Origin of the sequence: Specibacter sp. RAF43 (assembly GCF_052114065.1) — a bacterium.
Classification (GTDB): domain Bacteria; phylum Actinomycetota; class Actinomycetes; order Actinomycetales; family Micrococcaceae; genus Specibacter.
This window is the reverse complement of the sequence record NZ_JBFREA010000011.1, coordinates 18711-43311: the sequence shown is the minus strand read 5'-3', so window position 1 is coordinate 43311 and position 24601 is coordinate 18711. Positions and strand designations below refer to the sequence as shown.

Below are 24601 nucleotides of genomic sequence, written 5' to 3'. Positions count from 1 at the left end.
CAGAAAGAAGATAAAGAGATGACTGATTTGACTCCCACTGCGGCCCTTTCCGCCGCCGGCGTTTCCATCTGGCTTGACGACCTCTCCCGCACGCGCCTGGAGTCGGGCAGCCTGCAGACCCTCATTGGCGACAAGAACGTTGTCGGCGTCACGACCAACCCCAGCATCTTCGAGGCCGCCATCACCAAGAGCGACGCCTACAAGGCCGAGCTGCGGGCCTTCTCGGCCCAGGGCGTGCACTCCGAGGACGCCCTCTTTGAGCTGACGACGGCGGACGTGGCCGCGGGCTGCGACTTGTTCGCCCCCATCGCCGAGTCCACCCGGGGCGTCGACGGCCGCGTGTCCATCGAGGTCGACCCGCGCAAGGCCTGGGACACCGAGGGCACCATCGCCGAGGCCAAGCGCCTCTACGCCAAGGTGGACAAGAAGAACGTCTACATCAAGATCCCGGCCACCCTGGAGGGGCTGGAGGCCATCACGGCCACCCTGGCCGCGGGCATCAGCGTCAACGTCACGCTGATCTTCTCCCTGGAACGCTACCGCGCCGTCGTCAACGCCTTCCTCAACGGGCTCGAGCAGGCCAAGGCCAACGGGCATGCCCTCGCCGATATCCACTCGGTGGCCTCCTTCTTCGTCTCCCGCGTGGACACGGAGATCGACAAGCGCCTCGATGCCGTGGGCACCGAGGAGGCTCGCGGGCTCAAGGGCAAGGCCGGCATCGCCAACGCCCGCCTGGCCTACCAGGTGTTCGAGGAGATGTTCAGCACCGAGCGCTGGGCCCTGCTGGCCGACGCCGGGGCCCTGCCCCAGCGCCCCCTGTGGGCTTCCACGGGTGTGAAGGACCCGGCCTACCCGGACACGATGTACGTCACCGAGCTGGTTGCCGCCAATGTGGTCAACACCATGCCGGAGAAGACCCTCGAGGCCGTCTTCGACCACGGCGTGGTCACCGGGGACACCATCACCTCCGGCTACCAGGATGCCAACGCCCTGCTGAACAAGCTCGAGAGCCTGGGTGTTTCCTACAACGACGTCGTGGACTTGCTGGAGCGCGAGGGCTTGGCGAAGTTCGTGACCAGCTGGAAGGAACTGCTGGACCACGTCCAGGACGCCCTGGACGCCGTCGGCGCGGAGGCCTAGGGCATGACGACGCTGGCATTCGCGGCCACCGGCGCCGCCCGGGCCGCCGGCACGGCCCACCTTCCGACGCTCGTGGCCGAGCGGATCGCCTCCCGGATCTTCGCCAAGGACGCCACGTTGTGGGGTCCGGACGCCGAAAGCGAGTCCGCGATCCGGCTCGGCTGGGTGAGCGCCCCCGAGGTGTCCGCGCCCCTGGTGGCGGACATCGAGGCCCTGCGCCTGGAACTGGCCGCCGAGGGTGTCACCCACATCGTGCTGTGCGGCATGGGCGGCTCGTCCCTGGCCCCGGAGGTCATCACGGCCACGGCCGGCGTCGAACTCACCGTGCTGGACAGCACCGACCCGGACCAGGTCCGTGCCGCGGTCTCCGACCGGCTCGCGCAAACCGCCATCGTCGTATCCTCCAAGTCCGGTTCCACGCTGGAGACGGATTCGCAGCGGCGCATCTTCGAGCAGGAGTTCGCCGCGGCCGGCATTGACGCCCGGCGGCGCATCATTGTCGTGACCGACCCCGGCTCGCCGCTGGACGCTTCCGCCCGCGCGGCCGGCTACCGCAAGGTCTTCAACGCCGACCCCAATGTGGGCGGGCGCTATTCGGCACTGACCGCGTTCGGTCTGGTTCCCTCTGGCCTGGCCGGGGTGGATGTGCGGGCGCTGCTGGACTCGGCCGAGGAGGCCGCGGAAATCCTGCGTGAGGACGCCGCGGAGAACATCGGCCTGGCCCTGGGCGCGGCCCTGGGCGGGACGGCCCCGCTGCGGGACAAAATCGTGATCGTGGACGAAGGATCGGGCATCGTCGGGTTCGCCGATTGGGCCGAGCAGTTGATCGCCGAATCGACCGGCAAGCTGGGCACCGGGCTGCTGCCCGTCGTGGCCGGCCCGGACTCCCCCGAGGTGACCGGCGGGGCGCCCGACGTGCTGACCGCGCGGCTGGTGGCCGCGGACGCCGACGTCGAGCTGGGCGAGAACGGCGCGAACGGCGAGAGCGGCTCAAATTCGGTATCCATCGCCGGGGACCTGGGCGCGCAATTGATGGTGTGGGAGTTTGCCACCGTCGTCGCCGGCCGCCTGCTGGGCATCAATCCCTTTGACCAGCCGGACGTGGAGGCCGCCAAGGTCGCCGCCCGCGGCCTGCTCGACGCCACCCCCGCACCGACGCCCGCCCTGTTCACCGACGGCGCCGTCGAGGTCCGCACGGCCAATGACGACGCCGGCTGGCTGGCCGGGGCCACGACCGTGGCCCAGGCCCTGGAGGCCGTGACCGGGCGGCTGCCGGCCAACGGCTACCTCAGCGTCCAGGCGTACCTGGACCGGCCCGCGAACCCGTCGCTGGCCGACGTCCGCGACCCGCTGGCGGCGGCCACCGGCCGTCCCGTCACGTTTGGCTGGGGACCCCGCTTCCTGCACTCCACCGGCCAGTTCCACAAGGGCGGGCCCGCCGTCGGGGTGTTCCTTCAAATCACCGGTTCCACCGCCGCGGACCTGCCCATCCCGGAGCGCCCCTTCACCTTTGGGGAGCTGATTGCCGCCCAGGCGGCCGGCGACGCCCGGGTGCTGGCCGACCACGGCCGGCCCGTGCTGCGTCTGCACTTCACGGATGTGGCCGCCGGCGTTGAACAACTGAAAACTGTGGTGGCCGCACTTGCCGGCCGGCACACCGACGCATAAGGCCAGAACACCTCCATGCCCCACGAAGCTGCTACACAACACCTCAACCCGCTCCGGGACAGCCGCGACCGGCGGCTTTCCCGGGTGGCGGGACCGTCGTCGCTGGTGCTCTTTGGGGTCACCGGCGACCTGGCCCGCAAGAAGCTCATGCCGGCCGTCTACGATCTCGCCAACCGGGGCCTGCTTCCGCCTAGCTTCGCGTTGGTGGGCTTTGCCCGCCGCGACTGGAGCGATACGGAGTTTGCCGCACGGGTCAAGGAGTCGGTGCAGGCCCACTGCCGCACGCCCTTCGACGAAACCGTGTGGAACCAGCTGCGCGAGGGCATTCGCTTCGTGCGGGGCGAGTTTGACGACGACGACGCCTTTGAACGGCTCAAGGACACCCTGGCCACCCTTGATGAGCACCGGGGCACGCAGGGCAATCACGCGTTCTACCTCTCCATCCCGCCCAAGGCGTTCGAGCTGGTGTGCCGGCAGCTGTCCGACCACGGGCTGGCACAAAACGACGCGGACAACTGGCGCCGGGTGGTCATCGAAAAGCCCTTCGGCCACAACCTGGCTTCCGCCCGGGCGCTCAACGACATCGTCGAATCGGTCTTCCCGGCGGATTCGGTGTTCCGCATCGATCACTACCTGGGCAAGGAAACCGTGCAGAACATCCTGGCGCTGCGCTTTGCCAACCAATTCTTTGAGCCGTTGTGGAACGCCAACTACGTGGACCATGTGCAGATCACCATGGCCGAGGACATCGGCACCGGCGGCCGGGCCGGCTACTACGACGGCGTGGGCGCGGCCCGCGACGTCATCCAAAACCACTTGCTGCAGCTGTTGGCCCTGACGGCCATGGAGGAGCCGATCTCCTTCAACGCCGAGCACCTGCGCGCCGAGAAGGAAAAAGTGCTGGCGGCCGTCAAGCTGCCCGCGGACCTGTCCCGGCATTCGGCCCGCGGCCAGTTTGCCGGCGGCTGGCAGGGCGGCGAGCACGTCCAGGGTTATCTTCAGGAGGAGGGCATCCCGGCCCATTCCACCACGGAGACGTACGCCGCGGTCCGGCTGGACATCAACACCCGGCGCTGGAGCGGGGTGCCGTTTTACCTGCGCGCCGGCAAGCGGCTGGGGCGCCGGGTCACCGAGATCGCCGTGGTGTTCAAGCGGGCGCCGAACCTGCTGTTCACCGACCACGGGGAGGACGACTTCGGCCAAAACGCCGTCGTCATTCGGGTCCAGCCCGACGAAGGCGTGACCATCCGCTTCGGCTCCAAGGTGCCCGGCACCCAGATGGAGGTTAGGGACGTCACGATGGACTTTGGCTACGGCCACGCGTTCACCGAATCCAGCCCCGAAGCGTACGAACGTCTCATCCTGGATGTGCTGCTGGGCGAGCCGCCGCTGTTCCCCCGCCACCAGGAGGTGGAGCTGTCCTGGAAAATCCTGGACCCGTTCGAGGAATACTGGGCGGCGGAGGGCGTGCAGCCGGAAAGCTACGAGCCCGGCAGCTGGGGCCCGGCGTCGGCCGATGAACTGTTGAAGCGAGACGGAAGGACGTGGCGTCGACCATGATCGTTGACCTGCCGGACACAACAACCTCAAGGATCACCAAGCAGATCGTCAAGATGCGCGAACAGGGCGGCGTCGTCACCCTGGGCCGGGTCCTGACCCTGGTGGTCATCACCAAGGGCGGGCTGGAGGAGGACGCCATTGCGGCGGCCAACCTGGCCAGCCGCGAACACCCGTGCCGCATCATCGTGCTGGCTTCCGGCTCCCCCGATGCCCCCACCCGCCTGGACGGGGAGATCCGCGTGGGCGGCGACGCCGGCGCGTCCGAGGTGATCGTGCTGCGCGGCCATGGGGAACTGGCCGCCGAGAGCGAGTCCGTGGTGTCCGCCCTGCTGCTGCCGGACGCCCCCATCGTGGCCTGGTGGCCGCACGGCGCCCCGGACTCGCCCAGCACGAGCCCGGTGGGCCGGATTGCGCACCGCCGGATCACGGACTCGGCCAACGAGGCCGATCCCCGGGCGGCGCTGGGGCACATCGCCCAAACGTACGCGGCCGGCGACACCGACCTCGCCTGGACCCGGTTGACCAACTGGCGCATCCAGCTGGCGGCCGTCCTGGACTCGGCGGACGGTTCCGAACCCGTCACCGCGCTCCAGGTGGAGGGTGCCAGCGATTCCCCCAGCACCCTGCTGCTCGCGGCCTGGCTGCACCGGGCCCTCGAGGTGCCCATCACCATCACGGAGGATGCGCGCGGCACCGGCATCCGGCGGGTGGTCATGGAACGGGCCAACGGAAACGTGGAGCTCCACCGACCGGGCACGACCGAGGCCGTGCTGACCCAGCCCGGGCAGCCCGTCCAGCGCATTTCGCTCCCGCGCCGGACGCTGCAGGACTGTTTGGCGGAGGAATTGCGTAGGCTGGACCCCGATGAGGTCTTCGGTGAGGTCATCACCCGGGGCCTGACGACGCTTTTGGCCGACGAATTGGTGGTACAGGCATGACCCGCAACGTTCGCATCACGCTCCATCCGTCCTTTGACGTGCTGGCCGCCACCACCGCCGCACGGCTCATAACGCGCCTGTTGGACGTCCAAAGTGAGCGCGGCGAGGCCACCGTGGTCCTGACCGGGGGCAGCGTCGGCATCGCCACCCTGACGGCCATTGCGCAGTCCCCGGCGCGGCTGGCCGTGGACTGGGCCAAGGTGAACTTTTGGTTCGGCGACGACAGATTTGTCGCCGCCGACTCCCCCGACCGCAACGCCGGCCAGGCCGCCGCCGCACTCCTGGACCATATCGACGCCGATCCGGCCCGGGTGCACGTCATGGCCGCCTCGGACCAGGTGGCCGATCTCGCCGCCGCCGCCGCGGACTACACCGCCCAGCTCGCCGCCGCCGCCCGGCTCGAGTGGGAGAACGACGACGACGCCGCCTCCGCGACGGAGCCGACTGTCCCCCGGTTCGACGTGTTGTTGCTGGGCCTGGGCCCCGACGCCCACATCGCCTCCCTGTTCCCGGAGATGGCCGGCATCCGCACCGCGGGAGTGCCGGTGGTGGGCGTGGTGAACTCCCCCAAGCCGCCGCCCCTGCGCGTGTCCCTGACGCTGGAGGCCATCAACTCGGCCCAGGAGATCTGGATTGTGGCCGCCGGCGCGGACAAGGCCGCCGCCGTCGGGCTGGGCCTGGCCGGCGCCAACCCGGTGCAGGTGCCCGCGTCGGGCGCCCGGGGCCTGGCCAAGACCCTGTGGCTCCTTGACCAGGACGCCGCCGCCAAGGTGCCCGAGCAGCTCATGCGCCGGGAACAATACAGCCGCTAGCATCCGCCGCACGCACAAAGGGTCCGCCCGGCATGTTGCCGGGCGGACCCTTTGTGCGTGTTGCCCTGCGGCTTTAGGTTGCGTAGGACATGATCAGGCCCAGTCCAATGATGTCCAGGCCCCACACAATGCCCAGGATCACGGTGAAGCGGTTGAGGTTGCGCTCGGCCACGCCGGAGGAGCCGAGGTTGGAACTCATGCCGCCACCGAACATGTCCGACAGCCCGCCGCCGCGCCCCTTGTGGAGCAGGATCAACAGGGTCAACAGCAAACTGGTGACGCCCAGGATGATCTGCAGGGTGATTTGAAGTGCTTCCACTGGTGGCCTTTCAGCATGGGCGGGCATCCGGTTGGGTCAACCGGGCCCAAATGGACGGCGTGTCCGTTGGCAGGAAAAACTCACGGTCCGGGTCACCCGGGCCGTAGTCCGCAGCCCAGTCTATCCGCCAACGGGACGGCTTGGCGAATGGACGGGGCCGCCTCGCCGCGGCGCCGGGCGGGTGCCCCTAGTTGGTGACGAGGTGGTTTTCAAAGCGGGCGATGCTGGCGAATTCGCCGGCGTCCAGGCTGGCACCGCCCACGAGCACGCCGTCGACGTCGCGTCCGGCCATGATGGCCGCGACGTTGGCTGCCTTGACGGAGCCGCCGTAGAGCAGGCGCGTCTTGGCGGCGGTGTCGGCGTCGAAAAGCGCGGCGAGCTCGGTGCGGATGGCCGTGCACATCTCCTGGGCGTCCTGCGGGCCGGCGACCTCACCGGTGCCGATGGCCCAGATGGGCTCGTACGCGACCACGAGTTCGGCCGCCTGTTCGGCGCCCAGGCCCGCGACGCCGGCGCGAAGCTGCGCCAGGGTGTGCTGGACATGGGTTCCGGCCTGGCGGACGTCCAGGCCCTCCCCCGCGCACAGCACCGGGGTGAGCTTGTGCCGGAACGCGGCCTTGACCTTGGCGTTGAGGAGTTCGTCGCCTTCGCCGTGGATGCTGCGGCGTTCGCTGTGCCCAACCAGCACGTAGCTGCAGCCGAGCTTGTTCAGGAAGGCCCCGGAAATGTCGCCCGTGTAGGCGCCTGCGTCTTGGTCGGAGAGATCCTGCGCCCCGTAGCCGAGTTTCAGCTTGTCGCCCTGGACCAGGGTTTGCACGCCGCGAATGTCGGTGAAGGGGGGGAAGACCGCGACCTCGACCCGGCTGAAGTCGTGCCGGGCGTCGGACAGCGTCCATGCCAGCTTCTGCAGCAGCGTGATGCCCTGGACGTGGTCCATGTTCATCTTCCAGTTGCCGGCAATCAGCGGCGTGCGGTCAAATTTTCCGTTGGTCGAAGTCGTCATCGCTCTCTCCATAAACTGCTCATTGGTGCATCCAGATGGTGGCGCCGCGGCGGGCGCAAGGCGGTGGCGGCGGAAGGTTCCGCCGCCACCGGATGGTTAGCGGTCCAGCGCTCTCAGCCCGGGCAGTTCCTTGCCCTCGAGGAACTCCAGGCTTGCCCCGCCGCCGGTGGAGATGTGCCCAAACGCGGAGTCGGCAAATCCGAGGGCGCGCACGGCCGCCGCGGAGTCACCGCCGCCCACCACCGTGAAGCCGCCGTTGGCCGTGTTCTCGCGTAGCGCCGTTGCCACGGCGCGCGTGCCTTCGGCGAAGGCGGGGAATTCAAACACGCCCATGGGCCCGTTCCAAAACACAGTCCTGGCGGAGGCCACCGCCTGCGCGAAGTCCGCGCCGGACAGCGGGCCGATGTCCAGCCCGATCCCGCCGGCGCCGAAGCTGCTTGACTCCATGGCGTCCGCGGCCACCGTCTCATGGGCGGCATCCGCGGCGAAGCCGGCGGCCACCACGATGTCGGTGGGCAGCACGAACGTGGTCCCCGCCGCTTCGGCCCGCGCGAGGTAGTCCCGCACCACGGGGATCTGCTCCGTTTCCAGCAGCGACGCACCGACGGCGTGGCCCTGCGCGGCCAGGAACGTGAACACCATGCCCCCGCCCACCAGGATCTTGTCGGCCTTGCCGAGCAGGTTCTCAATGACGGCCAGCTTGTCGGAGACCTTCGAGCCGCCCAGGACCACCACGTACGGGCGTTCGGTGGCGGTTGTCAGCGTCCGCAGGACGGTCAACTCGGTGCGGACCAAATCGCCCTGGTAGGACGGCAGCAGCGCGGCAATGTCAAAGACGCTGGCGTGCTTGCGGTGCACGGCGCCAAAGGCGTCATCCACATACGCACCGTCCTCTCCGGTCAGTGCCGCAAGCTCGGCCGCGAACGCCCCCCGTGCGGCGTCGTCCTTGGATGTTTCCCGCGCATCGAAGCGCACGTTTTCCAGCACCAGGACCGATCCGTCGGCCAGGGCTGCCGCTGCCGCCTGCGCGGCCGGGCCCGTGGTGTCCGCGGCCAGGGTGGCATTCAGCGCCGGGGCAAGTTCCGCGAGCCGGGCCACTGCGGGCGCCAGCGAATACCTGGCGTCCGGCACACCCTTGGGGCGGCCCAGGTGGGCGCAGACCAGGACGCGTGCACCGGCGTCGGCCAGGGCGGTGATTACGGGCAGGGAGGCCTTGATGCGGCCGTCGTCGGTCACCGTAGAGCCGTCGAGCGGCACGTTCAGATCGCTACGGATCAAAACGTACCGCCCACGGACACCGGCATCGACGAGTTCCTCGAGGGTGTGCAATGTCATTCCTTCAGCCTAACCCAGCTTGTCGGCCACAAGCCTGGTCAGGTCCACGAGCCGGTTGGAGTAGCCCCATTCGTTGTCATACCAGGCCACCACCTTGACCTGGTTGCCGATCACCTTGGTCAGGCCGGAGTCGAAGATGGAGGAGGCGGGGTCGTGGACGATGTCCGAGGAGACGATCGGGTCTTCCGTGTACGTCAGGTACCCGGCCAGCTTGCCCTCGGCGGCGGCGGCCTTGTAGGCGGCGTTGACCTCTTCGACGGTGACCTCCCGGCCCACCGTGGCCGTCAGGTCCGTGGCGGAGCCGGTGGGGACCGGGACGCGGATGGCGTAGCCGTCCAGCTTGCCCTTCAGCTCCGGCAGGACCAGCCCGATCGCCTTCGCGGCACCGGTGGAGGTGGGCACCATGTTGACGGCGGCGGCGCGGGCCCGGCGCAGGTCCCGGTGCGGGCCGTCCTGCAGGTTCTGGTCGGCGGTGTACGCGTGGATGGTGGTCATCAGGCCGCGCTCGATGCCAAACGAGTCGTTGAGGACCTTGGCCAGCGGGCCGAGGCAGTTGGTGGTGCAGGAGGCGTTGGAGATGATGTGGTGTGCGGCGGGGTCGTACAGGCCGTCGTTGACGCCCATGACGATCGTGATGTCCTCATCGGCGGCGGGCGCCGAGATCAGCACCTTCCGGGCGCCGGCGTCGATGTGCTTTTGCGCGTCCGCGGCCTTGGTGAAGAAACCGGTGGACTCGATGACGATGTCAACCTCCAGCTCCCGCCAGGGCAGCTTCGCCGGATCGCGCTCGGCGAGGACCTTGATCTCCTTGCCGTCCACCACGAGCTGGCCGTCGACGACCTTCACATCGACGCCCAGGCGCCCGGCCACGGAATCATACTTGAGCAGGTGGGCCAGCGTCTCGGGGCTGGTGAGGTCGTTAACGGCAACGATCTCAAGGTCGGCACCCTGTGCCAGCGCCGCCCGGAAGTAGTTGCGGCCGATCCGGCCAAATCCGTTGATGCCAATGCGAGTAGTCACTTTTTCTCTTTCCTTGGTGCTCTTGCGAACACGCGTTGTCAAGGCCAAGGTTGCCCCTCAACCAGTGGTTCCCGCACGACGTTGGGCAGAGATGTAGATTTTTGCGAATATCGTTGGCGCTCACGCGCCGCGGCTACTCGCGGTGGGCCCGGCCGCGGTGCCGGCCGGGCCGGGCACCGGCGAAACCGGCTTCGTGATCCATATTACGTTCCGTGGTGCCCGCCCCGAAAACCTGGCGGGGCGGGCGTCCACATTTTGGTCGACCAGGTGGGCAGGGAAACACCCGGGGGCCGGACCGCAGGGCAGGAAGCTACGGCAGAATCAGGCCGGTGGCGTTCTTGCGGGCGGCCTCGAAGCGCTTGGCGACGTCCGCCCAGTTCACGATGTTCCAGAACGCCTTGACGTAGTCGGCCTTGACGTTGACGTAGTCCAGGTAGAAGGCGTGCTCCCACATGTCCAGCATGAGCAGCGGGGTGGTGGCCACGGGGACGTTGCCCTGCTGGTCGAAGAGCTGCTCGATGATGATGTTCCCGCCCAGGCCCTCAAAAGAGAGCAGCGCCCAGCCGGAGCCCTGAATGCCCAGGGCGGCCGCGGTGAAGTGGGCACGGAATGCGTCGAAGGAGCCAAAGGCGTCGTCGATGGCGGCGGCCAGCTCGCCCTCGGGCTTGTCGCCCCCCTCGGGAGAGAGGTTGTTCCAGAAGATGGAGTGGTTGGTGTGCCCGCCGAGGTTGAAGGCGAGGTCCTTGGAGTACTTGGCGACATTCGCGAAGTTGTTGGTTGAGCGTGCCTCGGCCAGCTGCTCGAGTGCCGTGTTGGCACCGGCAACATAGGCCGCGTGGTGCTTGCTGTGGTGAAGCTCCATGATGCGGGCGGAAATGTTGGGCTCCAGGGCAGCATAGTCATAGCTGAGTTCTGGAAGTGTGTACTTAGTCACGGTTCCTCCGTTGCGATTCATTTATAGTTTGGCGGCTCGTTTGTCCCGCCATTTTGCATAACCGGGTGTGTGCCCGGTTATATTTCCACTCTTTCATATTAGGCGCGCTTATTGCTCGAGCATTTCGAAAGTAACGCTTGACTCGGTGCCCGGAATGCCCAGGTCCGCGGCCTTTTTGTCCGCCATGGCGAGCAGGCGGCGGATGCGCCCGGCAATAGCGTCCTTGGTCAGCGGCGGGTCGGCGAGCCGGCCCAGCTCATCCAGGCTCGCCTGCTTGTGGGCAACGCGCAGTTCCCCGGCGTACTTGAGGTGGTCGGGAACGTCGTCGCCGAGGATTTCCAGCGCCCGGTCCACGCGCGCGCCGGCGGCGACGGCGGCCTGCGCGGAGCGGCGCAGGTTGGCGTCGTCAAAGTTCGCCAGGCGGTTGGCGGTGGCCCGCACTTCCTTGCGCATGCGCCGTTCCTCCCACACGAGCAGGGTTTCGTGGGCGCCCATGCGGATCAGCAGTTCGGCGATGGTGTCCCCGTCACGGATCACCACCCGGTCGATGCCGCGCACCTCCCGGGCCTTGGCCGCAATATCGATGCGCCGGGCCGCCCCGACCAGTGCCAGGGCCGCCTCGGGGCCGGGGCAGGTCACCTCCAGGGCCGAGGAGCGGCCCGGTTCGGTCAGCGAGCCGTGGGCCAGGAAGGCGCCGCGCCACACGGCCTCGGCGTCGGCCGCGGAGCCGTTGACGACGACGGACGGGAGCCCGCGCACGGGCCGGCCCCGGCCGTCCAGCAGGCCCGTCTGGCGGGCCAGGGCCTCGCCGTCGCGCACCACCCGCACGACGTACCGGTTGCCGCGGCGCAGGCCGCCGCCGGAGACGACGATGATTTCGCTCTGGTGGCCGTAGATTTCGGCGATGGCCGCCCGGAGCCGGCGGGCCGTGGCGGCCGAGTCGACCTCCGCCTCGATGACGATCCGGCCCGAAATGATGTGCAGGCCGCCGGCAAACCGCAGCAGCGTCGACACTTCCGCCTTGCGCACCGAGGACTTCTTGATGTCCAGCCGGGACAGTTCCTCTTTTACCGCCACTGTCAGCGCCATAGTTTAGCCTTCACTCTCACGTGCTAGTTGTCCCCAAAAATGTCTCGGTATGCGGCAGCGAGCCGCAAGGGGTCGTGCACGGCCGCACCCCCGGACCCTCCCACCTTACCGAACACCACCTCGGCACCGATCATCGCGGCCGCCTCGGTGAACTCGGCCACATCGGTTATGCCCGCGGGATCCGCCAAGACCACGTCCACGCCGAACTCCGGGGCGTACCTGGCGATGACGCGCAGGTGGTCCGCGGCGTTCATGCCGGTGGCCTCGCGGTCGTTGATGTCAAGGTTCATGGTGATCAGGCGCCGAGCGGCGGTGGCGCACAGGGCGGTGCGCAGTTCCGGCAGCAACAGGTGCGGGAGCACCGAGGTGTACCAGGACCCCGGGCCCAGGACCACCCAGTCCGCCTGGGTGATGGCCGCCAGCGCTTCCGGGCAGGCCGGCGCGTTGTGCGGGACCAGGCGCACGTTTTCCACCTCGCCGGCCTTGGCCAGCGTGGCCTGGCCGCGGATGGTCCGCCGGAACGGCGTGCCGTCGGGGGCGTGGAACTTCACCTGCCCCTCGATGGTCAGCGGCACGCTGGCCATCGGCAGCACCTCGCCGCGGGCCCCGAGCAGGGCCCCCGCCCAGCGCAGCCCGGCCACGGTGTCGCCCAGCAGCTCCCACAGGGTGACGATCAGCAGATTGCCCAGGGCGTGGTTGTCCAGGGAACCGGTGACGCCTTCCCGGGACGTGAAGCGGTGTTGCATGACGTCGCGCCAGGTCCGCCCCCAGTCGGTGTCGTCGCACAGGGCGGCCAGGGCCATGCGCAGGTCCCCGGGCGGCAGGACGCCCAGCTCCTGGCGCAGGCGGCCGGAGGAGCCGCCGTCGTCCGCCACCGTGACGACGGCGGTGAGGTTGCTGGTGAGCAGGCGGAGGGCGGACAGCGACGCCGACAGCCCGTGCCCGCCGCCCAGGGCGGCCACCTTCACGCCGGACTCACCCGCCGGCAGCCGTCCCGCCGCCGGCATGATCGGCAGGATTCCGGTGTACACCGCTACTCCCTGCCCAGGTCGCGGTGCCTGATGCTGGTGGTGACGCGCGGCAGCTGGCTCAGCCGCTTGGCCAGTTCGATCGCCACGGCCACCGAACGGTGCTTGCCGCCCGTGCAGCCGATGGCAATGGTGGCATAGTGCTTGTTCTCGCGCCGGTACCCGGCCAGGACGGGCTCCAGCGCGTGGACGTAGCGGTCCACGAAGTCGGCGGCGCCGTTGTCCTTGAGCACGAAGTCGCTGACGGCCGCATCCTGCCCCGTCAGGGGGCGCAGCTGCGGGATCCAGTGCGGGTTGGGAATGAAGCGCACATCTGCCACGTAGTTCGCGTCTACGGGCAGGCCGTACTTGAAGCCGAAGCTCATCACCGTCAGGGCCAGCACCACGGGCCCGGATTCGGAGAACAGTTCCGTGACGGCGGAGCCAAGCTCGTGGACGTTCATGACCGAGGTGTCCAGCACCATCTCGGCCTGCGACTTCATCTCCGCGAGCAGGAGGCGCTCGGCGGCGATGCCGTCCAGGATGCGCCCGTCCGCCTGCAGCGGGTGCGGGCGGCGGCCCTGTTCAAACCGGCGCACCAGGGTTTCATCGCTCGCGTCAAGGAACAGCACACGGAAGGTGACGCCGGCGGCGGACAGCGCGTTCAGGGATTCGCGGATGTCGGCAAAGAGGGCCTTGCCGCGGACGTCGACGACGACGGCCAGCTTGGGCAGGGCGGCCGGCATGCGCGAGACCAGCTCGGCCAGCGTGCCCAGCATTTGCGGGGGCAGGTTCTCAATGACGTACCAGCCGTGGTCCTCCAGGGCGTCGGCGGCCGTGCTGCGGCCGGCCCCGGACATGCCGGTAACCACCAGCAGCTCCGACTCCACGGGCTTGACCGGCGTCAGCGCGCCGTCGTCGGTCTCCGGCGCTGGGTGGTGCTCCGTCATGGCACTGGTCCTTCTTGGGTCGTTGGGGCTGGTCGCCGGCGGTGGCCGGCGGCCAGCTCCAGCCTAGTCAAGAACCTCCCCGGTCGTCATATTGACGGCGGGGGCGGGCGTCCCGGCGTCCGTGTGCAGCGTCTCGTGGATGGCCTGGGCCAGGACGGGGCCGATCCCCCGGGCGCCGGCCAGCTCGGCGGCGTCGGCGGCCCGCACCTTCTTCAGCGAGCCGAAGTGCTCCAGGAGGGCCTTTTGCTTGGCCGCGCCCAGCCCCGGCACGGTGTCCAGCACGGAGGCGGTCATGGCCTTGCCCCGCTTGGCCCGGTGGAAGGTGATGGCGAAGCGGTGGGCCTCGTCGCGGATGCGCTGGAGCAGGTAGAGCCCCTCGGAGGACCGGGGCAGGATCACCGGGAAGTCGCTGTCCGGCACCCACACCTCCTCCAGCCGCTTGGCCAACCCGATCACGGCGACGTCGGTGATGCCCAGGTCCGCCAGGGCCTGCGAGGCCGCATGCACCTGCGGCACGCCTCCGTCGACCACCACCAGGTTCGGCGGGTAGGCAAACTTCGACGGTTCACCCTGGGCCGGTCCCGGGGCGCCGCTGCCGTCGGCGGCGACCCTCCCGGAAATCTCCCCGGAGGCCGTGACACCCTGCTGGCGCTGCGCCGTTTCGGCCAGGTAGTGGCGGAAGCGGCGGGTGATGACGTTGTACATGGAGGCGGTGTCGTCGACGGCGGCATCCCCGGTGATGGAAAACTTTCGGTACTCGCCCTTCTTGGCCAGCCCGTCCTCCACCACCACCATGGATGCCACCACATTGGTGCCCTGGACATGGGAAATGTCGTAGCACTCGATGCGCAGCAGCGGCCGGGGCAGCTCCAGCGCCTCCTGGAGTTCCTGCAGCGCCAGGGAGCGGGTGGTCAGGTCCCCGGCGCGCCGGGACTTGTGCAGGGCCATGGCGTGCTGCGCGTTTTGCCGCACGGTTTCCATCAGGGCGGCCTTCTCCCCCCGCTGGGGCACCTTGATTTCCACGCGGCCGCCGCGCAGCCCGGCGAGCCATTCGGCCAGATGCTCGTGGTTGGCCGGGCGCCGGGGCACCAGGATCTGGCGCGGAATGCTCTCCGGTTGCTGGTCCGCCGACCCGTAGACCTGCTGCATGAGGTGTTCCCACAGGTCCGCCTGCGTGGCGTCCTCCACTTTCTCCACCACCCAGCCGCGCTGTCCGCGGATGCGGCCGCCGCGGACGTGGAAGACCTGCACGGCCGCCTCCAGCTCGTCCTGTTCGACGGCGAAGATGTCCGCGTTGGTGTCCTCGGAGAGCACCACGGCGTTGCGCTCAAAGACCTTTCTGAGCGCGATGATGTCATCGCGCAGCCGGGCGGCACGTTCATAGTCGAGTTCGGCGACGGCCGCGGCCATGGACTTCTCCAGCTTGCGGATGAACCGGGTGGCCTCCCCGCCCATGAAGTCGCAAAAGTCCTCGGCCAGCGCCCGGTGGTCCTCCTCGCTGATGCGGCCCACGCACGGGGCGGCGCACTTGTCGATGTAGCCGAGCAGGCAGGGCCGGCCGCTGCGTTCGGCCCGCCGCAGGACCCCGACGCTGCAGCTGCGCACCGGGAAGACGCGCAGCAGGGTGTCCATGGTCTCCCGGATGGCCCCCGCCGTGTACGGGCCAAAGTACTTGGTGCCCTTGCGCCGTTCGCCGCGCATGACCTGGACGCGGGGGTATTTTTCGCTCATGGACACGGCCAGGTACGGGTAGGTCTTGTCGTCCCGGAAGGCGAGGTTGTAGCGGGGGGCGAATTCCTTGATCCACGTGTATTCCAGCTGCAGCGCCTCCAGTTCGCTGCCCACCGTGGTCCATTGCACGCTGGCGGCGTGGTGCACCATCGCATGCGTTTTGGGCAGCAGGGTGGCGGGGTTGGCGAAGTAGGAGTTCAGCCGGGAGCGGAGGTTCTTCGCCTTGCCCACGTAGATGATGCGCCCGTGTTCGTCCCGGAACCGGTAGACGCCGGGGTCGGTGGGAATCTCCCCTGGTCGGGGCCGGTAACTTGCTGGATCTGCCACAGTTCCATCATGCCATCCGCACCCGCGGGTGCTGCCACCTGAACGGGTTCGTCCGGCCGTCACCACCCGGCCGGAGGCTGGTGGTCCCGGTCCCGGGCCTACTCCAGGGTGGGGCTTTGGTTGTATTTGGCGCAGCGCTCCTGGCCAGAGAGTGCGGCAATGGCGTCCATGATGGTGTCCGTGACGGCACGCCGGGCTGGCAGGGAGTGTTCCGGGCCGGTCTTCTCAAAGTGCAGGGCAGGGCCRAAGCGCAGCGTGAACGGCGCCGGCTTGACCACCTTCCGCCCCGCCGGTTGCAGTTTTTCCGTCCCGATGATGCCCACCGGGACCACGGGGGCGCCCGTGGTCAGCGCCAGCCAGCCCACCCCGGTGCGGCCGCGGTACAGGATCCCGTCGCGGGACCGGGTGCCCTCCGGGTAGATGCCCACCCCGTCGCCGCGGCCCAGGATGTCCAGGAGCGTTTTCAGGGCCTTGACGCTGGCGGCCTGTTCGCCGCGTTCCACGGGGATGGAGTGGACGGATTCGAAGAATTGCCTCATCACCTTGCCCTTCAGGCCCCTGCCGGTGAAGTATTCGGCCTTGGCAAAGAAGGAAACCGGCCGGGGGGTGAGCGCCTGGACGATCACGGAGTCGAAGAAGGAGAGGTGGTTGGGGGCCACGATGAACGGCCCGCCCGCCGGGACGTGGTGCAGTCCCTCCACGGTGGGCCGGCACAGGGTGCCAATGGTGCCGCGCGTGAGCACCCGGGTCAGGTCATAGAGCGCCACGGGCACCCCCGTCCACCACGGCGGAACGGAAGGCGCCGCCGGCCGGGCCGGCTAGTTCGCGCGCCAGTTCCGCTGCGGTATGGACGACGCCGGCTGCCCCTGCCGCCGCCAGCTCGCCGTCGGGGGCAAATCCCCAGGACACGCCGATGCACGGGATGGAATTCGCCGCTGCGCCGTGCACGTCCTGGTGCCGGTCCCCCACCATGACGGCTCCGGCGGCGCCGCCCCGGGCCGCAGAGACGCCTAGCGCGGCGAGGGCCGACCCTATGATCTCCGACTTGCCCTGCCGGTAGCCGGCATCACCGGGCATCAGCGTTTCATCGGCCGAGGAACCGCAGATCACGTCAAAGAGCCCGGCCACGCCGTGGTGGGCCAGCAGCGTCTTCGCCAGCGGTTCCGGTTTCTGGGTGGCGACGCCCAGTGGGATGCCCGCGTCACGCAGGCCCGCGAGCAGCTCGCTGATCCCGGGATAGAGGCGGGAGCGTCCCTTGCCGGTGTCCCGGTACCAGCTCCGGTAGATGCCGATGGCCTCGGCCACCCGGTGCGCGGGCACGCCGGCGTGCCCGACCATGGCGTCGGCCAGCTTGGGACCGATCATGGCGTGGAGCGCCTCGTCTGCGGGCACGGGCAGGTCCATGGCCCGGAGGGCATGTGCGATGCCGCCGGTGATCCCCCCGGCCGGATCGACGAGCGTGCCGTCCAAGTCGAAGAGGACGGCGTCATAGAAGATGGCGGGGCCGGCGATAGTCACGACCCCAGTTTCTCATGGCCGCCGCTGCCCCTCGGCGAAGCATGCCCTGCCAGGCATATCTTGCCGGCGGCTACAGAACCTCGCGCAGGAACGTGGCCGTGTAGCTGACCTCATTTTGGGCCACCTTTTCCGGGGTGCCGGTGGCAATCACCTGACCGCCGCCGGTGCCGCCGTCCGGGCCCAGGTCCACGATCCAGTCGGCGCTCTTGATGACGTCCAGGTTGTGCTCGATCACGATGACCGTGTTGCCCTTCTCGACCAGGCCCTGCAGCACGAGCAGGAGCTTGCGGATGTCCTCGAAGTGCAGCCCGGTGGTGGGCTCGTCGAGGACGTAGATGCTGCGGCCATTGGAGCGTTTTTGCAGTTCGGCAGCCAGCTTCACCCGCTGCGCCTCCCCGCCGGAGAGGGTGGTGGAGGCCTGCCCCAGGCGGACGTAGCCGAGTCCGACGTCGACCAGCGTGCGCAGGTGGCGGGCGATCGGGGTGAACGCGGCAAAGAAGTCCGCGCCCTCCTCGATGGGCATGTTCAGGACGTCGGCGATCGACTTGCCCTTGTAGTGGACCTCCAGGGTTTCCCGGTTGTAGCGGGCGCCGTGGCAGACCTCGCAGGGGACGTAGACGTCGGGCAGGAAGTTCATTTCGATCTTCAGCGTGCCGTCGCCCGTGCAGGCCTCGCAGCGCCCGCCCTTGACGTTGAAGGAGAACCGGCCGGGCTGGTAGCCGCGCACCTTGGCCTCGTTGGTTTCGGCGAACAGCTTACGGATGTTGTCAAAGACGCCGGTGTAGGTGGCGGGGTTGGAGCGCGGGGTGCGGCCGATGGGGCTTTGGTCCACGTGCACCACCTTGTCCAGGTGTTCGAGCCCGTCCACGCGCAGGTGGCGCCCGGCCACCTGCTTGGCGCCGTTGAGCTTGGTCGCGAGCACCTTGTAGAGGATGTCGTTGACCAGCGTGGACTTGCCGGAGCCGCTGACGCCGGTGACGGCGGTCAGCACGCCCAGCGGGAACGCCACGTCGATGCCGCGCAGGTTGTTCTCGCGCGCCCCGATGACCTTCAGCTCACGCTTTTTGTCGTACTTGCGCCGCTTGGCCGGCACCGGGATGCTCCTGCGGCCCGAGAGGTAGTCCCCGGTGAGGGACTCGGTGTTGGCCAGCAGCCCCTCCAGCGACCCGGAATGCACGACGCGTCCGCCGTGTTCCCCGGCGCCGGGGCCGATGTCCACGATCCAGTCGGCCTCCTGGATGGTGTCCTCGTCGTGCTCCACCACGATCAGGGTGTTGCCGAGGTCGCGCAGGCGGGTCAGCGTCTCGATCAGCCGGCGGTTGTCGCGCTGGTGCAGGCCGATCGAGGGCTCGTCCAGCACGTACAGCACGCCCACCAGCCCGGAGCCGATCTGGGTGGCCAGCCGGATCCGCTGGGCCTCCCCGCCGGAGAGGGTGGCGGAGGCGCGTTCCAGGTTCAGGTATTCCAGTCCCACGTCCAGCAGGAACTTCAGCCGGGCCTGGATTTCCTTGAGCACCTGGCTGGCGATCTGGGCCTCCCGGCCGGTCAGCACCAGGTGGGAGAGGAAGTCAAAGCAGTCCCGCATGGACAGGGCGCAGACCTCGGCGATGGACTTGTCGTTGATCAGCACGGACAGCGACGCCGGGTTCAGGCGCGCGCCGCCGCAGGACGGGCACGGAATCTGGCGCATGTATTCCTCGTACCGGTCCCGGGCGGAGTCGGACTCGGTTTCCACGTGCTTGCGCTGGATGTATTGCACGGCGCCTTCAAAGCCGGTGCTGTACTTGCGTTCGCGGCCAAACCGGTTCTTGTACTGCACCACCACCTTGTGGTCCTTGCCGTACAGGATGGCCTGGCGGGAGTCGGTGCTGAGCTTGTTCCAGGGGTCGTCCAGATCGAAGCCCAGGTCATCGGCGAGGCCCGCCAGGAGGCGGTTCCAGTACTCGGTGGTGGCGGTGCCCAGCGACCACGGGGCGATGGCGCCGTTGCGCAGCGAGAGGAACGGGTTGGGCACCACCAGTTCCTCGTCCACCTCCAGCTTGGTGCCGATGCCGCTGCAGGCCTGGCATGCGCCAAACGGGTTGTTGAAGGAGAACGACCGCGGCTCGATCTCGTCGATGGCCAGGGGGTGCTCGTTGGGGCAGGCGAGGTTTTCGGAGAACTGCCGCACCCGGCCGGCGTGGTCGCCGTCCAGGTCCACCAGCTCGGCCAGCACCCGGCCCTCGGCCAGCCCCAGGGCCGTCTCCACGGAGTCGGTGAGGCGCTGCCGGATGCCGTCCTTGACCACGAGCCGGTCCACGACCACCTCGATGGTGTGCTTGACCTGCTTCTTGAGCTGGGGCGCGTCGGCGAGCTGGACCTGCGCGCCGTCGACCTTGACGCGCGAATAGCCCTTGGCGGTCAGTTCCCGGAACAGGTCCACAAACTCGCCCTTGCGTGCCCGCACGACGGGCGCGAGCACCTGAAAGCGCGTCCCTTCCGGCATTTCCAGCAGTTGGTCCACGATCTGCTGCGGGGTCTGCTTGGCGATGGGTTCACCACAGACGGGACAGTGCGGCGTACCCACCCGCGCCCAGAGCAGGCGCATGTAGTCGTAGATCTCGGTGATGGTGCCCACCGTGGAGCGGGGGTTCTTGCTGGTGGACTTTTGGTCGATGGAGACCGCCGGGGAAAGCCCCTCGATGAAGTCGACGTCCGGTTTGTCGACCTGGCCCAGGAACTGGCGGGCGTACGCGGAGAGGGACTCCACGTAGCGGCGCTGCCCCTCGGCGAAAATGGTGTCAAAGGCCAGGGAGGACTTCCCCGAGCCGGAGAGCCCGGTGAAGACGATCATGGCGTCCCGGGGCAGGTCCAAATCCACGTTACGAAGGTTGTGTTCGCGCGCGCCCTTGACGATCAAGCGGGATAAATCGGGGCGGGACACTTCAGCGCGCGACAAATCGGGGAGCTGGTTCACAGGCTGGGGCATTGTTTCCTTCAGACATTTCCGGCGTCAATCAAACACGTGTTAGGCAAGCACGTAAGGAGCGGATTCCTTATTTAGGCCACAACGAAAAGTATAGTCGAATCTTCGTTCGAACACGGGCGTTCGAACATTTCTCCGTACCGGCGTCCCCCGTCCGGGGCACCACCGTGCTACCGGACCGAGTCCCGGTCCAGGGCGGCCGCGACGATCGCCAGCGCCTTGGCGCCGGGCATGCCCAGGTCCTTCACGACGCCGGCAAACACGTCCGCGGCCTCGGCCACCTGCGCCCCGATCCTGTCCCCGCCCGAGGCCACGGCCGTCCCGCTGCGCCCCGCGGTGACGACGATGCCGGCCTGTTCGAGTTCCCGGTACGCCCGGGCGACGGTGTTGGCGGCCACGCCGAGGTCCGTGGCCAGGGACCGCACGGACGGCAGCCGGGTGCCGACGGCCAGGGCGCCCGCCGCGGCCAGGTCCAGGATGCGCAGCCGGATTTGTTCAAAGGGCGGCACGGTGGAGTCGGTGTCGACCTTCCAGCGGCGCACGATGACGTCCACGGCATTCATGCCCGGCTCGCCTCTTCCACGAGGGGATCCCCGAATTGGCTCATGTACAGATCGTAGTAGAAAGTGCGCTGCCCCAGCAGTTCCTCGTGCGTGCCTTGTTCGATGATGCGCCCGTCCCGCATGACCAGGATGAGGTCGGCGTCGCGGATGGTGGAGAGCCGGTGGGCGATCACAAAGCTGGTGCGATCCTGGCGCAGCCGGTTCATGGCCTGGCGGATCAACACCTCGGTGCGGGTGTCCACGGAGCTCGTGGCCTCGTCGAGGATCAGGATGCCCGGGTTGGCGATCCAGGCCCGGGCAATGGTCATCAGCTGGCGCTGGCCCTGGCTCAGCCCGCCGCCGTCGTCGGAAAGGATCGTGTCGTAACCGTCCGGCAGGGAACGCACAAAGTGGTCCACGTGCGTGGCCTCGGCCGCCTGCACTATTTCCTCAAAGGTGGCGTCCAGCTTGCCGTACGCCAGGTTTTCCCGGATGGTCCCGCCAAACAGCCAGGCGTCCTGGAGCACCATGCCGAAGCGGCGGCGGAGGTCGTCGCGGGTGAGCAGGGCCGTGTCCACGCCGTCGACGGTGATCTTGCCGGAGTCGATCTCGTAGAAACGCATCAGGAGGTTGACCAGGGTGGTCTTGCCGGCACCGGTGGGCCCGACGATCGCCACGGTCTCGCCCGGCTCGGCCACCAGGGACAGGTCCTTGATGAGCGGTTCGCCGGGGGTGTAGCTGAAGTTGACGTTGTCAAAGACGACGCGGCCCTTCGTCTCGCCCAGCACGGCGGCGGGGACGTGGTCCGGCCGCTGTTCCTGCGCGTCGACCAGGTCAAAGACCCGCTCGGCGGAGGCGACGCCGGACTGCAGCAGGTTAATCATGCTGCCGATTTGGGCCAGCGGCTGGCTGAATTGCCGGGAGTATTGGATGAACGCCTGGACGCTGCCGATCGTGATGACGCCCGAGGCGACCTGGACGCCGCCGAGCACGGCCACCACCACGTAGTTGAGGTTGGAGACGAAGTTCATGCTGGGCATGATGATGCCGGAGATGAACTGCGCCTTCGCGCTGGACTCATATAGCGAGTCATTGGAGACCTTGAACTTCTCGATGGCGTTTTGCTGCTGCCCGAACGCCTTGACGATCTCGTGGCCGGTGAACATTTCCTCCACGTGCCCGTTGAGCTCGCCGGTGGTCTTCCACTGCGCCATGAACTCCACCCGGGACCGCTTGGCGATGACCACGGTGACGGCGGCGATCAGCGGTACCGTCAACAGGGAAATTCCGGCCAGCAGGGGCGAGATGGAGAACATCATGCCCAGCACGCCCACCACCGTCAGCGTGGCGATGAGCAGTTGGGTGAGCGTCTGGTTCAGGGTTTGGGAGAAGTTGTCGATGTCATTGGTCACCCGGGAGAGCACGTCGCCGCGGGATTCCTGCTGGAAGTGGGACATGGGCAGGCGGTCGAGCTTGTCCTCGATCTGCTGGCGCAGCCGGTACATGGCGCGCTGGACGATGCCGGCGGTGATGTAGCCCTGCGCCCAGTTGAAGAAGAACGCCACGATGTACAGGCCCAGCACGATCATCAGCGTCGCACCGAGGGCCGTGAGGTCCAGCCCCTGGCCGGGCACCACGTTCATGCCGGAGAGCATGTCGGCCAGCTGGCCCTGCCCGCCGGCCCGCAGCGCCGCAACGGCCTGGTCCTTGGTGGTGCCGGCGGGGAACTTGTTGAGCATTTGCCCCACAACGCCGTTGAAAATGATGTCCGTGGCGTGGCCGAGCACCTTCGGGGCCACCACCGACAGTCCCACGGAGACGGCGGCGAGGAACACCACCCAAATCATCCGCAGCCGGTCCAGGGCCAGCAGGCCCAGGATGCGCTTGAGGCTGGGTCCAAACGCCATGGCCTTTTGCGGTGGTGCGCCGGTGCCCCTCATCATGCTCATACCGCGTTCTCCTGGTCTGCTTCAGTCAGTTGTGAGGTGACGATTTCCTGGTAGGTGGGGCAGCTGGCCAACAGTTCCTCGTGCGTGCCCTGCCCGACCAGCCGGCCCTCGTCGAGCACCAGGATGTTGTCCGCGTGCCGAATGGTGCCCACGCGCTGGGCCACCACCAGCACGGCGGCGTTGGTGGTGACGGGCTTGAGTGCCGCGCGCAGCTTGGCGTCGGTGGCGTAGTCGAGGGCGGAGAAGCTGTCGTCGAAAAGGTACAGCGAGGGGCCGCTGACCACGGCCCGGGCGATGCACAGGCGCTGGCGCTGGCCGCCGGAGACGTTGGCGCCGCCCTGGTCGATGGGGGCATCCAGGCCTTCCGGCATCTCGCGCACAAAGTCCGCGGCCTGGGCCACCTCCAGGGCGGCCCACAGCTCCTCCTCGGTGGCGTCCGGTTTGCCCATGCGCAAGTTGGTGGCCACGGTCCCGCTGAACAGGTAGGCCCGTTGGGGCACCAAGCCGATGGAACCGCGCAGGGTCTCCAGGGTCACGGCCCGGATGTCGTGCCCGCCCAGCTCGATGCTGCCCACCGTGGCATCGAGCAGCCGGGGGATCAGGTTCACCAGCGTCGACTTGCCGCTGCCGGTGGAGCCGATGACCGCCGTCGTGGATCCCGGGGCCGCCTCGAAGCTGACCCCGGAGAGCACCGGATCCTGGGCGCCCGGGTACTGGAAGGCGGCGTCGCGCACGCGCAGGACCCCGTCCAGCCGGTCCAGGGCCACGGCGTCGGGGGCGTTGGCCACGGAGGCCTGGATGTCCAGGACCTCCTGGATGCGTTCGGCGCTGACGGCCGCGCGCGGGATCATCATGAACATGAACATGGCCATCATGACGGACATGAGGATTTGCATGATGTAGCTCAGGAAGGCCGTCAGGGCGCCGATCTGCATGTCGCCGGCGTCGATGCGCTGACCGCCGAACCACAGCACGCCCACGCTGGTGACGTTGACGACGAAGAAGATGGTGGGGAACATCAGGGCCAGCAGCCGGCCGGCCCGCAGCTGCGAGGCGGTCAGGGCGCCGTTGGCGGTGGCGAACCGTTCGGCCTCAAAGTCGCGGCGGACAAAGGCGCGAATGACGCTGATGCCGGTGATCTGCTCCCGGAGCACGCCGTTGATGTCGTCAAGCTGGTGCTGGACCTTCCGGAAGGTGGGGACCAGCACACGCACGATCAGCCCGATCACCACGACCAGGACCGGCAGGATCACCAGCAGCAGCCCGGACAGCGGGACGTCCTGCTTCATGGCCAGCAGGATACCGCCGATGCACATGATGGGTGCGGTCACCATCAGCGTGAAGGACATCAGGGTGAGCATCTGCACCTGCTGGACGTCGTTGGTGGTGCGGGTGATCAGCGACGGCGCGCCGATGGCCCCCATCTCCTGGGCGGAGAAGGTCTCCACCTTCTCGAACAGCTCCCGGCGCACCTGCCGGCCCACGCCCATGGCGAGCCGGGCGCTCAGGTACGTGGCGGCGACGGCACACACCACCTGCCCGGCGGTGATCACCAGCATCCAGCCGCCCAGGGAGAAGATGGTGCCAATGTTTCCCTTGACCACGCCGTCGTCGATGATGTCCGCGTTGAGCGTGGGCAGGTACAGGGAGGCCAGCGTGGAGATGAACTGGAGCACCACGATCAAGGTCAGCGGCACTTTGTGCGGCGCCAAGTTGCGCCCAATCAACCGAAACAGCACATATCCTCCAAGGAATTCATCCGGCGGGCCACGACATCATTTAGCTAACAACGTA

Annotated in this window: 20 protein-coding genes; 5 read left to right on the top strand and 15 right to left on the bottom strand. The window is 68.2% G+C overall.

What is annotated here, in order from left to right; all coding sequences use genetic code 11:
* Positions 1–18 precede the first annotated feature (18 nt).
* Genes tal through pgl form a run of 5 tightly spaced genes read left to right on the top strand, consistent with a single transcriptional unit; the run spans position 19 to position 6118 of the window.
* The gene (tal, locus tag AB4Y80_RS07880) at positions 19–1140 is read left to right on the top strand and encodes a transaldolase (protein WP_442213431.1); all 1122 of its coding nucleotides are present in this window, start codon (positions 19–21) and stop codon (positions 1138–1140) included.
* Positions 1141–1143: 3 nt separating this feature from the next.
* Entirely contained in the window at positions 1144–2808 is a 1665-nt protein-coding gene (locus AB4Y80_RS07875; RefSeq protein WP_442213429.1) for a glucose-6-phosphate isomerase, read from the top strand.
* Between the two features lie 15 nt (positions 2809–2823).
* On the top strand, positions 2824–4368 hold the full coding sequence (gene zwf / locus AB4Y80_RS07870) for a glucose-6-phosphate dehydrogenase (RefSeq protein ID WP_442213427.1): 1545 nt from the start codon (positions 2824–2826) through the stop codon (positions 4366–4368).
* Positions 4365–5306: a glucose-6-phosphate dehydrogenase assembly protein OpcA gene (locus tag AB4Y80_RS07865; RefSeq protein WP_442213424.1), complete on the top strand. Its 942-nt coding sequence runs from the start codon at positions 4365–4367 to the stop codon at positions 5304–5306. Before zwf ends, AB4Y80_RS07865 begins: the two co-directional genes overlap by 4 nt.
* Positions 5303–6118, top strand: coding sequence for a 6-phosphogluconolactonase (gene pgl / locus AB4Y80_RS07860; protein ID WP_442213422.1), 816 nt, complete (start codon positions 5303–5305; stop codon positions 6116–6118). The genes AB4Y80_RS07865 and pgl overlap by 4 nt, the downstream gene beginning before the upstream one ends.
* A 73-nt stretch (positions 6119–6191) precedes the next feature.
* On the opposite strand, the gene secG is transcribed toward pgl, so the two are convergent.
* The 15 genes from secG to AB4Y80_RS07785 all read right to left on the bottom strand — a co-directional run bounded on the left by secG (position 6192) and on the right by AB4Y80_RS07785 (position 24546).
* Complete coding sequence (secG, locus tag AB4Y80_RS07855) at positions 6192–6464, bottom strand: preprotein translocase subunit SecG (protein WP_442213419.1); 273 nt, start codon at positions 6462–6464, stop codon at positions 6192–6194.
* Positions 6465–6624: 160 nt separating this feature from the next.
* Positions 6625–7440, bottom strand: coding sequence for a triose-phosphate isomerase (gene tpiA / locus AB4Y80_RS07850; protein WP_442213417.1), 816 nt, complete (start codon positions 7438–7440; stop codon positions 6625–6627).
* A gap of 96 nt (positions 7441–7536) precedes the next feature.
* Entirely contained in the window at positions 7537–8775 is a 1239-nt protein-coding gene (locus tag AB4Y80_RS07845) for a phosphoglycerate kinase (RefSeq protein WP_442213415.1), read from the bottom strand.
* Between the two features lie 9 nt (positions 8776–8784).
* Complete coding sequence (gene gap / locus AB4Y80_RS07840) at positions 8785–9795, bottom strand: type I glyceraldehyde-3-phosphate dehydrogenase (RefSeq protein WP_442213413.1); 1011 nt, start codon at positions 9793–9795, stop codon at positions 8785–8787.
* Between the two features lie 310 nt (positions 9796–10105).
* The gene (locus tag AB4Y80_RS07835; RefSeq protein ID WP_442213411.1) at positions 10106–10729 is read right to left on the bottom strand and encodes a superoxide dismutase; all 624 of its coding nucleotides are present in this window, start codon (positions 10727–10729) and stop codon (positions 10106–10108) included.
* Between the two features lie 108 nt (positions 10730–10837).
* Entirely contained in the window at positions 10838–11818 is a 981-nt protein-coding gene (whiA, locus tag AB4Y80_RS07830) for a DNA-binding protein WhiA (RefSeq protein ID WP_442213409.1), read from the bottom strand.
* A 23-nt stretch (positions 11819–11841) separates the two neighbouring features.
* Entirely contained in the window at positions 11842–12825 is a 984-nt protein-coding gene (locus AB4Y80_RS07825) for a gluconeogenesis factor YvcK family protein (RefSeq protein ID WP_442213511.1), read from the bottom strand.
* Between the two features lie 26 nt (positions 12826–12851).
* Positions 12852–13775: an RNase adapter RapZ gene (gene rapZ, locus AB4Y80_RS07820; RefSeq protein WP_442213407.1), complete on the bottom strand. Its 924-nt coding sequence runs from the start codon at positions 13773–13775 to the stop codon at positions 12852–12854.
* 63 nt (positions 13776–13838) lie between these two features.
* Positions 13839–15833 carry an excinuclease ABC subunit UvrC gene (gene uvrC / locus AB4Y80_RS07815; protein WP_442213405.1) on the bottom strand — a complete coding sequence of 665 codons (1995 nt, stop codon included), beginning with the start codon at positions 15831–15833 and terminating at the stop codon, positions 13839–13841.
* 98 nt (positions 15834–15931) lie between these two features.
* Complete coding sequence (locus AB4Y80_RS07810) at positions 15932–16600, bottom strand: lysophospholipid acyltransferase family protein (RefSeq protein WP_442213403.1); 669 nt, start codon at positions 16598–16600, stop codon at positions 15932–15934.
* The gene (locus AB4Y80_RS07805) at positions 16587–17351 is read right to left on the bottom strand and encodes an HAD hydrolase-like protein (protein WP_442213401.1); all 765 of its coding nucleotides are present in this window, start codon (positions 17349–17351) and stop codon (positions 16587–16589) included. Before AB4Y80_RS07805 ends, AB4Y80_RS07810 begins: the two co-directional genes overlap by 14 nt.
* Positions 17352–17421: 70 nt before the next feature.
* Positions 17422–20319, bottom strand: a complete 2898-nt coding sequence (gene uvrA / locus AB4Y80_RS07800; RefSeq protein ID WP_442213399.1) for an excinuclease ABC subunit UvrA — start codon at positions 20317–20319, stop codon at positions 17422–17424.
* A gap of 167 nt (positions 20320–20486) precedes the next feature.
* Positions 20487–20879 carry a GntR family transcriptional regulator gene (locus AB4Y80_RS07795; RefSeq protein ID WP_442213397.1) on the bottom strand — a complete coding sequence of 131 codons (393 nt, stop codon included), beginning with the start codon at positions 20877–20879 and terminating at the stop codon, positions 20487–20489.
* A complete protein-coding gene (locus AB4Y80_RS07790) occupies positions 20876–22807 on the bottom strand; it encodes an ABC transporter ATP-binding protein (RefSeq protein ID WP_442213395.1) in 1932 nt (643 codons plus the stop codon). The genes AB4Y80_RS07795 and AB4Y80_RS07790 overlap by 4 nt, the downstream gene beginning before the upstream one ends.
* Positions 22804–24546, bottom strand: coding sequence for an ABC transporter ATP-binding protein (locus AB4Y80_RS07785; protein WP_442213393.1), 1743 nt, complete (start codon positions 24544–24546; stop codon positions 22804–22806). Before AB4Y80_RS07785 ends, AB4Y80_RS07790 begins: the two co-directional genes overlap by 4 nt.
* Between the last annotated feature and the right edge of the window lie 55 nt (positions 24547–24601).

What these genes read in the sequence shown, in the direction of transcription:
- tal (WP_442213431.1), top strand. Translation starts at nt 19, where the DNA reads ATGACTGATTTGACTCCCACTGCGGCCCTTTCCGCCGCCGGCGTTTCC.
- AB4Y80_RS07875 (WP_442213429.1), top strand. Translation starts at nt 1,144, where the DNA reads ATGACGACGCTGGCATTCGCGGCCACCGGCGCCGCCCGGGCCGCCGGC.
- zwf (WP_442213427.1), top strand. Translation starts at nt 2,824, where the DNA reads ATGCCCCACGAAGCTGCTACACAACACCTCAACCCGCTCCGGGACAGC.
- AB4Y80_RS07865 (WP_442213424.1), top strand. Translation starts at nt 4,365, where the DNA reads ATGATCGTTGACCTGCCGGACACAACAACCTCAAGGATCACCAAGCAG.
- pgl (WP_442213422.1), top strand. Translation starts at nt 5,303, where the DNA reads ATGACCCGCAACGTTCGCATCACGCTCCATCCGTCCTTTGACGTGCTG.
- secG (WP_442213419.1), bottom strand. Translation starts at nt 6,464, where the DNA reads ATGCCCGCCCATGCTGAAAGGCCACCAGTGGAAGCACTTCAAATCACC.
- tpiA (WP_442213417.1), bottom strand. Translation starts at nt 7,440, where the DNA reads ATGACGACTTCGACCAACGGAAAATTTGACCGCACGCCGCTGATTGCC.
- AB4Y80_RS07845 (WP_442213415.1), bottom strand. Translation starts at nt 8,775, where the DNA reads ATGACATTGCACACCCTCGAGGAACTCGTCGATGCCGGTGTCCGTGGG.
- whiA (WP_442213409.1), bottom strand. Translation starts at nt 11,818, where the DNA reads ATGGCGCTGACAGTGGCGGTAAAAGAGGAACTGTCCCGGCTGGACATC.
- AB4Y80_RS07825 (WP_442213511.1), bottom strand. Translation starts at nt 12,825, where the DNA reads ATGCCGGCGGCGGGACGGCTGCCGGCGGGTGAGTCCGGCGTGAAGGTG.
- rapZ (WP_442213407.1), bottom strand. Translation starts at nt 13,775, where the DNA reads ATGACGGAGCACCACCCAGCGCCGGAGACCGACGACGGCGCGCTGACG.
- uvrA (WP_442213399.1), bottom strand. Translation starts at nt 20,319, where the DNA reads ATGCCCCAGCCTGTGAACCAGCTCCCCGATTTGTCGCGCGCTGAAGTG.
- AB4Y80_RS07795 (WP_442213397.1), bottom strand. Translation starts at nt 20,879, where the DNA reads ATGAATGCCGTGGACGTCATCGTGCGCCGCTGGAAGGTCGACACCGAC.
- AB4Y80_RS07790 (WP_442213395.1), bottom strand. Translation starts at nt 22,807, where the DNA reads ATGAGCATGATGAGGGGCACCGGCGCACCACCGCAAAAGGCCATGGCG.